Source organism: Streptomyces sp. EDA2-14 (genome assembly GCF_054963755.1).
In genome coordinates this window covers 31,403-44,076 of sequence record NZ_JBUEGE010000025.1, presented here as the reverse complement: position 1 = coordinate 44,076, position 12,674 = coordinate 31,403, and the positions used below count along the sequence as shown (strand labels likewise).

Sequence of the window (12,674 nt, the reverse complement as noted above, 5' to 3'; positions counted from 1 at the left end):
CGGGGTGCCGCTGCGCATCGCGCTCATCGTGGTCGCTCTGCTGCTGGTGCGCATCGCGGCGAGGAAGGCCATCACCAGGGTGGTGCAGCACATCCTCGAACCGGCCGGCGACGAAGGCGGGCCGGAGCGGACGCCCTCCCGGTTGTCGGGGCGCGGCCCCACCCTGTTGCAGCGCGACCGGTCCCACGCGAGGCAGCGCCGTGAGCAGCGTGCGCGCACGATCGGCTCCGTGCTGAGCAGCGCCGTGACGATCCTGTTGTTCATGCTCGGCGTGGCCATGGTCCTCGACCAGGTGGGTATCGCTCTCGGCCCGCTGCTGGCCAGCGCGGGAGTGGTCGGCCTGGCCATCGGCTTCGGCGCGCAGAGCCTGGTCGCCGACTACCTTTCCGGCCTGCTCATCATGCTGGAGGACCAGTACGGCGTCGGCGACTCCGTGGACCTCGGCGAGGCCATCGGCACGGTGGAGCACGTCGGACTGCGCCTCACCCACGTGCGTGACCTCAACGGCGGCCTGTGGCACATCCGCAACGGGGAGATCCTGCGCGTCCGCAACGACAGCCAGGAATGGGCGCGCGCCGTCCTCGACATCTCCGTGGCCCCGGACGCGGATCTGGACGCCGTCAACGACGTGCTGGAGCAGTGCGGTCAGGCCCTGCGCGAGGACCCGGCCTTCAAGGACATCCTGCTGGAGGACCCTGCCGTCTGGGGTGTCCAGTCGCTGGACGCCGCCACGGGCGCCACGGTGCGCCTCGCGGTCAAGACCGTGCCGCTCCAGCAATGGGCCGTCACGCGCGAGCTGCGCCGCCGGACCAAGGACGCGCTGGAGCAGGCCGGCATCGACATCCACGTACCGCGGCAGACCATCTGGATGCGCGGCGAGGAGAAGACCGACAAGCCGGAGGCCGTGGCACCCACGCGCTGACGCAACTGTGGCCCTCCACGGCACTGTCGTGGAGGGCCACGGAAGCGGCCGGGCCGGGCGCTCGCCTCTTGCTCTGCCGCTACTGTGCCGCCCGGACGTCGATGAGGACCTTCCCCACCGCCCCGCCCTCGACGGCCTCGTGCGCCTCGGCCGTCCGCTCCAGCGAAAAGCGGGCGAACGGCAGACCGGCCGCTTCACCGGCCCGCAGCGCACCGGCGGCCACGGCCTCCGAGACGGCGGCCACGCCCTTGCGCATCGACTCGGCCGGGACGGTGTACAGGGACAGGCCGTGCCAGTCCAGGTTCCGGCCGAAGGTCGCGCGCAGCGGCAGCCGCAGTTCGTCGCCGCCGTTGTTGGCGTAGAAGGCGATCGTGGCGTTGTTCTTGGTGACCGCCAGGTCCAGCTCGGCGTTGACCGCCGGGGCGACCTCGGCGACCAGGTCCACGCCGTCGGGTGCCAGGTCGAGGATGACCTTGGCGGCGTCCTGCGTGCGGTAGTTGACGATGTGGTGGGCGCCGGCGGCCTTCGCCAGTTCGGCCTTCTCCGGAGAGCTGATGGTGGTGATCACCGTCGCCCCGGCCCAACGGGCCAGCTGGATCGCCGCGTTGCCGACCGCGCCCGCTCCCCCGGCGACGAGCACGGTCCGCCCGGCGAGCGCGCCCGGCGCCAACCGGTCCGGTCCGTCGGCGGCGAGGGTGAGGGCACGGTGGGCGGTGAGCGCCGGGACGCCGAGCGCCGCGCCCAGGTCGTAGTCGGCGTCGTCCGGGAGCGGGACGGCGCGCTCGGCGGGGATGGTCAGGTACTGCTGCGCCGTGCCGCCGTCCGGGCGCCCGGCCGCGGACAGGTACAGCCACACCCGCTCGCCGACCCGCGCGGGGTCGACTCCCGCACCGACCGCGTCGATCCGGCCCGCACCGTCCTGGTTGGGCACCTGACTCTCGCCGTCCCCGAGACTCCCCGAGACCCCGGCGCGGACCTTCCAGTCGGTGGGGTTGACCCCGGAGACGTGGACTTCGACGCGGACCTCGCCGGGGCCGGGGTCGGGGACGGGGCGCTCCTCGATCCGCAGGACCTCGGAGTCGCCGTTGCTGCTGTACACGATGGCCTTCATGTTCTGGGCAATCACCGGTGGACGCGTCGTATTCCCCGCGCGCCCCACCCGCCTCGTCGAAGACGCCCGCGTCCGCCCACTGAGACGGAACTTGACCGGCGGACTCCGATGCGGGAGATTTCCCTACTAATCCAGTAGGAATGCTAGGCAAGGCGGAAGGAGGGCCCGTGCAACCGCTCGATCCGCCGTGGCCCGCACCGGCCGTCCGCCCCGCCGCGGAGCACCCGCGCTCAGCGGCCCCCTCCGTCCGCAGCACCCGGCGGTCCGGGAGCATTGAATCCGGCGTCGGCTCGCTGCTCGTCGCCCGTCGACACATCGACCTCTGCCGGTACGCCAGTTCCTGCTGTCCGCGCTGACGCTGCCCCGTGCGCGCCGCGCCACGGTTTCGGCGCGCCCGAACGGCCCGCCTTCCGCACGCTCCGTTCTCGGCCCCGCACCCCGCTCCACGCTCGATTCCCTGCTCTGCCCCCATGCTCTGTGAGGTCCTCGCCCCGCCATGTCCACACTCACCTTCCACTGGTTCCTGCCCACCACCGGCGACAGCCGCCATGTCGTCGGCGGCGGTCACGGCTCGACGCCCGGCACCGCCGGCGGCGACCGTCCGGCGTCCGTGGAGTACCTGGGCCAGATCACCCGGACCGCCGAACAGCTCGGATTCGAGGGGGCGTTGACGCCCACCGGCGCCTGGTGCGAGGACGCGTGGCTGACCACGGCGATGCTGACGCAGGTCACCGAGCGGCTGAAGTTCCTCGTCGCCTTCCGGCCCGGCCAGATCTCCCCCACGCTCTCCGCCCAGATGGCCGCCACGTACCAACGGCAGTCCCACGGACGTCTGTTGCTGAACGTGGTGACCGGTGGCGAGGGCGCCGAGCAGCGCGCCTACGGGGACTTCCTCGACAAGGACCAGCGGTACGCGCGGACGGGCGAGTTCCTCGACATCGTGCGCCGCCTGTGGGACGGGCAGACGGTCGACCACCACGGCGAGCACCTCCGCGTGGAGGGCGCCCGCCTGAACCGGCTGCCCGACCCGGTGCCCAGCGTCTACTTCGGCGGCTCCTCCCCCGCGGCCCTGGACGTCGCCGCCCGGCACACGGACACGTACCTGACCTGGGGCGAGCCGCCGCAGGCCGTCGCCGAGAAGATCGCCGAAGTGCGCAGGCGCGCCGAACTCCTGGGCCGCACCGTACGGTTCGGCATCCGGCTGCACGTCATCGCCCGCGACACCGCCGCGCAGGCATGGGCGGAGGCCGAGCGGCTGCTGCAGGGCATGGACCCGGAGCGCATCGCCGCCGTCCAGCGCGGCCTCGCGACCTCCGAGTCCGAGGGCCAGAAGCGGATGCGTGCGCTGCACGGCAGCGGCACCAGCTCCGATCTGGAGATCTACCCGAACCTGTGGGCCGGCGTCGGCCTGGTGCGCGGCGGCGCAGGCACCGCCCTGGTCGGCAGCCACACGGAGGTCGCCGACCGCATCGAGGAGTACCACCGGCTGGGCATCGACGAGTTCGTGCTCTCGGGTGTGCCGCACCTGGAGGAGGCGTACTGGTTCGGCGAGGGCGTCCTGCCGCTGCTGGAGCGCCGCGGCCTGTGGCACCACCCGGCCGCACCGGCCCCCGTCGAGTCCGGCACCGTCGCGTTCGCGGGCGTGTGAGCACAGACATGAACACGGACACTCAACGGACACCCGCCCAAGACAGGGACACAGCCCCGGGCACCGACACAGACACAGACACCGGCGCAACGAGCGGACGCAAGCTACGGACCGTCGTCCTCTCCAGCCTGCTGGGCACCACCGTCGAGTGGTACGACTTCTTCCTCTACAGCACGGCGGCGAGCCTCGTCTTCGGGAAGCTGTTCTTCCCGGAGACGAACGGCACCGTGGGCACCATGCTCGCTTTCGCCACGTTCGCGGTGGGCTTCGTCGCCCGCCCTCTCGGCGGCCTGCTCTTCGGGCACATCGGCGACCGCGTGGGCCGCAAGCGCACCCTCGCGTTCACCATGGGCCTGATGGGCGTCTCGACCGCGCTGATCGGTCTCCTGCCCACCTACGAACAGGTGGGCGCGCTCGCCCCCGTACTGCTGCTGGTCCTGCGGGTCGCGCAGGGCGTGGCGCTCGGCGGCGAGTGGGCCGGAGCCGTCCTGCTGGCCGTGGAGCACGGGCCGGAGGGCCGCAAGGGCCGGTTCGGCAGCTACCCGCAGATCGGCCTGGCGCTCGGACTCGCCCTCGGCACGGGCGTGTTCGCGCTCCTGAGCAACGTACTGAGCGACGAGGCGTTCCTCGGTTACGGGTGGCGGGTCGCGTTCCTGGCCAGCCTCGTCCTGGTGGCGGTCGGGCTGACCGTACGGCTGAAGATCGACGAGACACCCGCCTTCCGGGCCGTGCTCGGCGCGACGACGGGGCCCCGGTCCGTACCGCTGGTGGAGGTGGTGCGCGAGCGCCTGACGCGCCGCCATCTGCTCCTCGGCATGGTGGCGCGCTGGGGTGAGGGCGTGGCCTTCAACACCTGGGGCGTCTTCGCGCTGACGTATGCCACCGGGACGCTGCATCTGCCGCGCACCTCGGTGCTGTTGACGGTGACCGGTGCGTCGCTGGTGATGGCGGTGCTCGTCCCGGTGTCGGGGCGGCTCGTGGACCGGTTCGGCGCGCGGCGCACCTATCTGACGGGCATGGCCGCGTTCGGGGTGTCGGTCTTCCCCGCGTTCCTGCTGTTCCAGACGGGCGGCGTACTGGGCTTCGCCGTGGCGCTCGTGCTCGCCCTGGGCATCGTGCACGCCTGCTTCTACGGGGCGCAGGGCACGCTGTTCGCCGCACTGTTCCCGGTGCACGTGCGCTACACGGGGATGTCGGCCGTCTACCAGGTGTCCGGCATCTTCGCGTCCGGCATCACGCCGCTGCTGGTCACCGCGTTCCTCGCGGTCGGCTCCGGCACCCCGTGGCTGGCGTGCGGCTACCTGGTCCTGTCCGCGGTGGGCAGCGTCTGGGCGACGTCCCGCCTCCGCGAGAAGGACCTGTTCGTACAAACCTGCCGGGCCACCGACGGCGGACCGAGGGCGCGAACCGAAGAGCCCGTCCCCGCCTGAACATGACGCCGGGAACGTGTCAGTGCCGCATGGCACTCTTCCGGCATGACGACAACGACGGAACTCACCCTCTTCGCCGACTACTTCCAGATCCACGTGACCGATGCCGATGCGGACGGCGATCTCAGCGACGCATGGACGGACCAGGCCGTTGCCGATGGCCTCGCGGTCGAGCGGGACGCGCTGGGCATCGGCACGGCGGTCAATGTCGACGTGTCCGTCACTGTGATCGTCCTGCCCCGGGAACCGAGCGACGACAGCGCGGAGTTCGATCACGTCGTCGAGGCCGGCCTTGATGTGCCGTCGGGCCGCCTGATGGTCCTGGGCTGCACGGACTACGCCCCCGATGCGGCCACGTTCGAGGTCGCTCCGGGTTGGAACCGCGTCCGCGTGTCCCGGTCCAACGTGGCCCGGGCCGCTCAGGCCGACATCCACTCCGCCGAGAGCCCGGAAACCACGGAGAAGATCCGTATCCAGGTGTGGGCGGCCCCGGAATCTCCGGCGAGCGTCACCAAGCGATGGTCCTAGTGTCCCAGTGCTTCCTTGACCTCAAGTTCGCTTGAGGAACGAGGATCGAAGCATGACTTCGCAGACGGATCATTTCGACATCAGCATGCTCGTCAGCCGCTTCTTCCGTGCCCTGGACGAGCGGGAGTTCAGGGACGACTGGGCTCGGGACTACTGCACCGACGATGTGCGGGCCGTGACACCTCTCGGAACGGCCGAGGGCATCGGGGCCATGGCGGGTGCCGAGGAGAGCGTCGAGAGGTACGCCCGCACGCACCATGTCTCGTCCGATGTGGTCGTGGACGTCGACTCTTCTTCCGGCAGGGCGACAGCGTCGTGGAATGCCTTGATGACACACATCCACCATGACGCGACTTTGCGGCAACTCGGCAAGAACGCCTCGCCGCTCTTCACCGTGGGCGGGCGCTACGAGGCCGAGTTGCGGCGCACACCTGCGGGATGGCGCATCAGTCACATGACCGTCCGAGCGGTGTGGACCACGGGGCACCCGCCTGTTCTCCCCCGGGCGAACCAGCCGACAGGTAGCGTGGCGAAGGATTGAGAGATCATCCGCAGCCTTGAAGGTCGATTCCATGGATGAGCGAAAGCATCAGGTCGAGGCAGTCCTGTTCGACACCTTCGGCACGGTCGTCGACTGGCGGTCCGGAGTCGCGACTGCCGTCGACGACTTCGCCGGGCGCCACGGATTGACGCTCGACGGGACCGCGTTCGCCATGCGCTGGCGGGAGCTGTACCAGCCGGCGATGGAGCAGATCCGCACCGGGGAACGGGAGTTCGCGCCGCTCGACGTTCTGCACGCGGAGAACCTGCGCGCCGTGCTGGGAGAGCATGGCATCGACCCGGCAGCGTTCGACGAGGCCGAGCTGAGGTGGCTCAACGAGGCATGGCACCGGCTGCCTCCCTGGCCCGATTCCGTACCCGGACTGCGGAACCTCGCCCACAGCGTGACGATCGGAGCGCTGTCGAACGGCAATCTCGCCCTCCTGGCCCGCATGGCCAAGCACGCCGGTCTCCCGTGGGACGTCATCGTCGCCTCCGACATCACCCGCGCGTACAAGCCACAGCGCCAGGCCTACGAGCGGGCCGCCGCCTTCCTGGGGCTGCGCCCGGAACAGGTGATGCTCGCCGCCGCACACAACGAGGACCTGCGCGCCGCCAGGGAGGCGGGCCTTCGCACCGCCTTCATCGCGCGACCCACCGAGTACGGACCGGCGCAGACAAAGGACTTGGCGCCGGAGGGGGACTGGGACTTCGCCGCGGCAGATCTCATCGAGTTGGCCCGGCTCGTGGGCGGCGGCACCTGGCGTGCGGACAGACACCTCGATCCGCCCGGCACGAGGAACTCCTGACGGAGACGTGGGACGTGGGACGTCGAGCAGTCCTTCGCCCCGTCGCACCGGTTCGAGCGCCTGGCCGTGCACAACGAGCGGCCAGGCCCGGCCAGGAACCTTCAGCAGGGTCCTGCTGCGCGCTCTTTCAAGTCGATCGCGGGGAGTCGGCGGCGTCGGGCCGACCGGCCGGTCTCCTGCCCGGGGCGGAGGGCACGGACGGCGGGGACGGCGTGGCAGCGGACAGTACGCCGAGCACGTGAGGCAGGTCTTCGCTGCCCGCGCCGATCAGTACGCGCGCGCCGGGCACCGGTCCGCCCTGCGCCTCGCACTCGGCGACGAGCCAGAATTGTGCCCTCTCCTTCCCGTCCGTGCGCACGTAGCGGCCGAACCGCAGCCGCAGCGGGTCGTCCCGGTGCGGTGGCCGCACCCGGACCAGGCGCAGAGCCCCGGGGAAGAGCCGCATCCCGAAGCTGCCGGTATCCATGGCCGGTCCGGTGACGGCGGCGAGCCCCTGCGGGCCGGTCCGCAGCCACCCCATCGACAGCAGCTGCCACGGGCCCGGCCCCCACACGGTGCCCGGGAAGCGGTGCTCGGCCACCGGCGTGACGGGCTCCATCCGCACCAGTGCCGGCAGCCTGCGCCGCGTCAACCGGTACGCCCAGCCGGCCATGCCCACCGCGCTCACCGCACCCACGACACCCGCGGCCCACGCCATCGTCCAGGGCGATTTTCCCGCGAACACCGCGCCGAGGGCCGCACCCAGCCCCGCCAGGCTGAGGGTCACCCCTGGCACCATCGTCTGCCACGGCCAGTTCAACCGGGACACACCCCCACGCACGATCCGCCACAGCCCCGACCACAGGACCGCCGCGCCCAGCCCGGCGAGGGCCGCCCCGAATGCGGCGGGGAGCACGAACTCCCGGCCGGGGTAGTGCGCTGTGCGCAGCGTCAGCTCCTCACCGCCCGCCGACACCTCCAGCAGCCGCACCGAATCGCGCCACCAGAACAGGGTTGCCCTTCCACGCCTGCCGGCGGCCTCGACAAGGTCCTGGTCCTCGCTGTGGATGTCCAGGCTGACGGCCAGCGTGCGCCCGCCGGACCGGCCGAACTCGAACTGGTAGCGGGTCCCGGTCTTCTTGTTCAGCTTCAGCAGTACCTCGTCCACCGCGACATGCTCCGCCCGCAGGCAGAACGGCTCCCGGTACCGGTCCCCGCACACCTTCAGCCTGCCCGTGTCCCGCCCCTGAGCGTCGTGTACCGCCAGGCGTGGGAAGGCGAGATCGGCGGAGCGGTCACGCTCCGCGCTCCGTGCCAGCTGCCACGCCGCACCCAGCAGCACGACGGCCAGTACCACCCGCACCGTCCCCCAGACCACGTCATGCACCCGCCCGCGCACAGGCCGCACCTCCCCCTGCCCCCCCCCCGGACGCCCCTCGCGCCGGTGCCGCAGATCGGAAGTCTGCCACCAGAGCTTCCGTCCCGTCCGCCGTCGACGCGTGCGCCCGCGGCGGGTCCCGCGTGTCAGCTTGCCCAAGAAATCGAACACGTGCTCTATTGAGGGTATGCGGAACACCATCACCGATGACCTCGTACGGACACAGCAGGCGTGGACCGCGACCTACCAGCAGCTCGCGAAGCAGCCCGGCCGCACCGCTCTACGACGACGTCTGCTGCACCTCTCGCGGATACTGGCCGGCGAACGGCTCACGCCCACGGAGAAGGCGGAGCTGCGCCGGCGGGCGCGGGACCGGACGTGATCGCGGCTCCCACTCGCGAGCCGGGGCCCGCTGCGGCACGGTGGCCCCATGCCGCCTGAGATAGTCGTGCACCAGCCGTCGCCGACCGGTGGCCGCCAGGTCACGGTCGGCCACACGCCTCTCGGCCTCGCGCACAGCGACCGTGACGTCATCGAGTTCCTGCGCCGGGTCGGGCTCGACGACGCCGAGGACCTCGTGCTCGGGGACTCGCCGCTCATCCACTGGCGTGGTGGGCGTGCGCACGAGTACGAGGCGGTGTGAGGCGCGGACGCCCGAGGTGCGCCTCGCGGCGGCGGTGACGTCAGTTCGGTTCGGCGACCGCCGGACGGGCGGGGCCGGGTACGGGGCGGCGGGGCAGGTGTTCGTACTGCTCCGCCTGGAGGCGGTACATCCGCGCGTAGCGGCTCGTGGGCTCGACGGCGAACAGTTCGGCGTGGCTGCCCTGCTCGACGAGACGCCCCTCGTGCATGACGAAGATGCGGTGGGCGTGCCGGACGGCCGCCATGCGGTGCGTGACCAGGACGATGATGCGGTCGGGTCCGGCGAGCCCGAGGATCTGGTCGAAGGCGCGCTGTTCGGCGTCCGGGTCGAGCGCGGACGTCGGCTCGTCCACGATGATCACGCAGGCGTCGCGGAAGTGCGCGCGGGCCAGCCCGATCTTCTGCCACTGGCCGCCGGAGAGGTCGCTCCCGCCGCGGAACTGCTTGCCCAGCAGCGTGTTCATGCCGCGCGGCAGTGCCTCGATGTCACCGTCCGCGCCCGCGTACTCGGCGGAGGTGTGCAGCGCGTCGTCGGTGGCCGCGCGGTCGGGCCGGCCGATGCGGATGTTCGCCGCGGCCGTGAACGGCCAGCGTTCGAAGGTCTGCGTCAGCAGGCTGACATGGCCGAACAGCTGGTGCCGGTCGGCCTCCGCGATGTCGACGTCGTCCCAGTGGATCCGCCCCTCGCCGGGCAGGTGCAGCCCGCACAGCAGGCGGACCAGCGTCGACTTCCCGGAGCCGTTGGGCCCCACCAGGGCGATGACGCTGCCGAGGGGGATGCTGAAGGAGACGTCCTTGACCGCGGGCTCGTCGCGCCCCGGATAGCGGAAGCCGACCTTGTCCAGGCGGATGGACCGGGGGCGCCCGGGCAGCGGGAGCCCGCCGTCCGGGATGGCCCGCTCGTCGGCCTTCACGAGGAAATCGGCGAGGTCGTGCACGTACAGGGACTGCTCGTGGAGTTGGCTCATCGTGGTGACCAGGGAGCCGATCCCGGCGGAACCGGAGTTGAGCGCCATGGCGGCGGTGCCGAACGCGGCCACGCTCATGTGCCCCGACAGGCACAGGCCGATCATCAGAAGGAAGGTGAGCAGGTAGCCGATCCCCTGGAGGGCGGACGCGGCCAGTTCGGTGCGCGCCTTGTCCTTGGCCAGGCGTTCCTGCTCGGACTCGGCGGTGTGCGACATCCGGTGGAAGTGGCGCAGCAGGAAGCCGCCCACGCCGTGCACGCGCACCTCCAACGCGGCCGTGACCGATGTGAGCAGCTGGGACAGCACACGACTCGCCCGCACGTGCTCGATCCAGGTCATGGTCGAGAAGTACCGCTGCTGGGCCACCCGCATCACACCCCAGCCCCGCGGCGCCACGATCAGGACGAGCATCGGCAGCAGGACGGGGTTGAGCGCCAGCAGCACCCCGCCGGAGGCCACCAGCGAGAACACGCTGTTGATCGCCGCGACACTGGCGCCGATCATGTGCCGGGCCTCGTTCGCCCCGTACTGCGCCCGGTCGATCAGCTCACGGAACGCGCCGTCCTCGATGGCCGCCATCTCCACGCGCTCACAAGCGGCCAAGTACTGCTCGGACGCGGCACGTTCGACCTTGGGCTCCAGGCTCCCCGCCGCCGAGGTCGACCAGGAGGCCAGGACGGCGTTGACACAGTTGACCACCACGAGCATGGCCCCGGCGGGCAGCGCGTGGCGCAGACCGCGCACGTCGGTACCCGCCGCGAGGACCGCGTGCAGGGCTGCGTTGACGGCGAGCAGCTTCAACGCGGCCGCGATGCCCTGGCCCACCTCGGTCGCGCCCACGACGACCAGCGAGCGCCGGTCGGTACGCCACGCCAGCCCGATGGTGTGTCCCACCAGACGGGGCAGGGACTTCAGCGCGCCCCACAGAGTGAGGTCGAGGCGGGCGTACTCGTGCTTGCTCCAGCCCATGTCGTAGCGCAAGGGCCCGCCGAACAGCTCCAGTTCGGAGGTGGAGACCTTCGGCTGTTCCAGGCGCGGGCGCCGCAGAACCCTCATGCTCCGACCTCTCGTCCGACCGGGTGCGCAACTGCCGACACAGTGCCGCCTGCGCACGGGTGGCAGGGGCGGATCGCGGAAATGCGAAACGTCAGTGGCGAATGAGGCCCGGGGGAGGCTGTCGCCGCGCAGGCCATAAGGAGGCCTGATACCCCCATCGCGGATTTCTGCCTTCCGCCCCCGTGACCACCGTGTTTCCCTCACATGAACTCACGACGTGGTGAGAGGAACCCCGTGACAGCTCTGCATACCGCGATCGCCATCCTGGTGGTTGTCCTGCTCATTCTGGTGCCGAAGGTGGAACCGGTGATCGCCCTGGTCATCGGCTCGCTCTATCTCGGCATCGCGACCGGCCTCGGTTTCGAGGGCACCATCAAGACGATCGTCGACGGCTTCGGCGACATCATGGCCGAAGTGGGGCTGCTGATCGGCTTCGGCGTGCTGCTCGGCTCACTGCTGAACTCCATGGGGGCGCTGCAGAAACTGGTCGAGAAGCTGATGCGCGTCCTCGGTCCGGGAAAGCTGCCCTACGCGCTCGCCGGCGCCCTGAGCGCCGTCTTCCCGTCGATCTACGTGGACGTCCAACTCGTCCTCGCCGCACCGCTGGCGAAGTCGGCGGCGCCGCGCATGGGACGCTACGGGCTGCCCATGATGGGCGGCGCGCTCAGCGCGGGCATCCTGGTCGGCTACGTGTTCGTCGTGCCCGGCCTCGGCACCCTCGCGGTCGCCGGACTGCTGCATGTGCCGCTCGGCACGATGCTGGTGTACGGCTTCGTCCTCGGCCCGCTCGCGGCGCTGCTGACCACGTTCCTCTACGGTCGGCTGCTGCGCCGCGGCCTGTGGAACGCGGACACGGACGAGGTGCACGACACCGTGGACGCGCGGGACGAGCCGGCCGACACCGCGGCCACAACGACTCCTGAACCGGGCCCGGTCGGCGATCCCGGCACCCGGCGCCCGCTGCCGCCCCTGTACCTCTCCCTGCTGCCGATCCTCGTCCCCCTGCTGCTCATCGCGACGGGCGCCATCGCCGATGCCGCGGGGGTGGAGTCGGATCTGCTCGCCTTCCTCGGCAACCCGGCGTTCGCGCTGTTCGCCGGGCTTGTGGGTGCGTACGCCCTGGCGAAGCGGGTGCTCACCGCCGAGCGGGTGGACCGGGCGGTCACCGAGGGCTTCCACAGCACCGGGCAGATCCTGCTGGTCACCGGCGTGGGCGGATCGCTAGGGGCGGTCATCGGCAAGACCGGCCTCGACAAGGTGCTCTCCGGGATCTTCTCCGCCGACGCGGGCATGTCCACCGTGGTGACGATCCTGCTGGTGTGGCTGATCGCGGCGCTGCTGCACCTGGCCATCGGCTCCATCGGCGTCGCCGCCATCGCGGCGGCCGGGATCATCGCTCCGATCATGGGCGACCTCGCCGTGCCGCCCGCGGTGCTGGCGCTGGCGATCGGTTCGGGCTCGCTCTTCGCCCTCCAGGTGAACAGCAACTTCTTCTGGATGTTCCAGCCGCTCCTCGGCGTGACCACCAGGGGCGCGCTCAAGGCGCTCACCTTCGTCACCGCGATGGCGTCGGTCGTCTCGCTGGTGCTGGTCATGGCCGTGAGCTTCGTGGTGTGAGACCGGGAACCCCGCACGCCGACGTATGCGCCCGTACGCGAACGAA

13 protein-coding genes are annotated in these 12,674 nt (G+C 71.1%); 10 read left to right on the top strand and 3 right to left on the bottom strand.

The features are described 5' to 3' along the window. Positions 1-4: 4 nt before the first annotated feature. Positions 5-922 carry a mechanosensitive ion channel family protein gene (locus ACY34M_RS37370; protein ID WP_462722814.1) on the top strand — a complete coding sequence of 306 codons (918 nt, stop codon included), beginning with the start codon at positions 5-7 and terminating at the stop codon, positions 920-922. A 79-nt stretch (positions 923-1,001) separates the two neighbouring features. Here ACY34M_RS37370 and ACY34M_RS37365 read toward each other — a convergent pair whose 3' ends face one another. After that, positions 1,002-2,021 carry an NADPH:quinone reductase gene (locus tag ACY34M_RS37365; protein WP_462722815.1) on the bottom strand — a complete coding sequence of 340 codons (1,020 nt, stop codon included), beginning with the start codon at positions 2,019-2,021 and terminating at the stop codon, positions 1,002-1,004. Positions 2,022-2,173: 152 nt separating this feature from the next. Between ACY34M_RS37365 and ACY34M_RS37360 the strand changes: the two genes are divergently transcribed. The 6 genes from ACY34M_RS37360 to ACY34M_RS37335 all read left to right on the top strand — a co-directional run bounded on the left by ACY34M_RS37360 (position 2,174) and on the right by ACY34M_RS37335 (position 6,988). Beyond that, complete coding sequence (locus ACY34M_RS37360; RefSeq protein ID WP_462722816.1) at positions 2,174-2,389, top strand: putative leader peptide; 216 nt, start codon at positions 2,174-2,176, stop codon at positions 2,387-2,389. Positions 2,390-2,529: 140 nt separating this feature from the next. Continuing rightward, the gene (locus tag ACY34M_RS37355; RefSeq protein WP_462722817.1) at positions 2,530-3,681 is read left to right on the top strand and encodes an LLM class flavin-dependent oxidoreductase; all 1,152 of its coding nucleotides are present in this window, start codon (positions 2,530-2,532) and stop codon (positions 3,679-3,681) included. A gap of 8 nt (positions 3,682-3,689) precedes the next feature. Beyond that, the gene (locus tag ACY34M_RS37350; protein ID WP_462722818.1) at positions 3,690-5,111 is read left to right on the top strand and encodes an MFS transporter; all 1,422 of its coding nucleotides are present in this window, start codon (positions 3,690-3,692) and stop codon (positions 5,109-5,111) included. Positions 5,112-5,156: 45 nt separating this feature from the next. Beyond that, on the top strand, positions 5,157-5,639 hold the full coding sequence (locus ACY34M_RS37345) for a hypothetical protein (RefSeq protein WP_462722819.1): 483 nt from the start codon (positions 5,157-5,159) through the stop codon (positions 5,637-5,639). A gap of 52 nt (positions 5,640-5,691) precedes the next feature. Next, entirely contained in the window at positions 5,692-6,180 is a 489-nt protein-coding gene (locus ACY34M_RS37340) for a nuclear transport factor 2 family protein (RefSeq protein ID WP_462722820.1), read from the top strand. A gap of 31 nt (positions 6,181-6,211) precedes the next feature. Then, a complete protein-coding gene (locus tag ACY34M_RS37335) occupies positions 6,212-6,988 on the top strand; it encodes a haloacid dehalogenase type II (protein WP_462722821.1) in 777 nt (258 codons plus the stop codon). A gap of 127 nt (positions 6,989-7,115) precedes the next feature. Here the strand turns inward: ACY34M_RS37335 and ACY34M_RS37330 are convergent, their stop codons facing one another. Beyond that, complete coding sequence (locus tag ACY34M_RS37330; protein WP_462722822.1) at positions 7,116-8,345, bottom strand: hypothetical protein; 1,230 nt, start codon at positions 8,343-8,345, stop codon at positions 7,116-7,118. A 187-nt stretch (positions 8,346-8,532) separates the two neighbouring features. Between ACY34M_RS37330 and ACY34M_RS37325 the strand changes: the two genes are divergently transcribed. After that, the gene (locus ACY34M_RS37325; protein WP_462722823.1) at positions 8,533-8,727 is read left to right on the top strand and encodes a hypothetical protein; all 195 of its coding nucleotides are present in this window, start codon (positions 8,533-8,535) and stop codon (positions 8,725-8,727) included. Between the two features lie 48 nt (positions 8,728-8,775). Further along, positions 8,776-8,988 carry a hypothetical protein gene (locus ACY34M_RS37320; RefSeq protein ID WP_462722824.1) on the top strand — a complete coding sequence of 71 codons (213 nt, stop codon included), beginning with the start codon at positions 8,776-8,778 and terminating at the stop codon, positions 8,986-8,988. Between the two features lie 40 nt (positions 8,989-9,028). On the opposite strand, the gene ACY34M_RS37315 is transcribed toward ACY34M_RS37320, so the two are convergent. Further along, the gene (locus ACY34M_RS37315; protein WP_462722825.1) at positions 9,029-11,011 is read right to left on the bottom strand and encodes an ABC transporter ATP-binding protein; all 1,983 of its coding nucleotides are present in this window, start codon (positions 11,009-11,011) and stop codon (positions 9,029-9,031) included. 234 nt (positions 11,012-11,245) lie between these two features. Between ACY34M_RS37315 and ACY34M_RS37310 the strand changes: the two genes are divergently transcribed. Next, positions 11,246-12,628 carry a GntP family permease gene (locus tag ACY34M_RS37310; protein ID WP_462722826.1) on the top strand — a complete coding sequence of 461 codons (1,383 nt, stop codon included), beginning with the start codon at positions 11,246-11,248 and terminating at the stop codon, positions 12,626-12,628. The last annotated feature ends 46 nt before the right edge of the window (positions 12,629-12,674 follow it).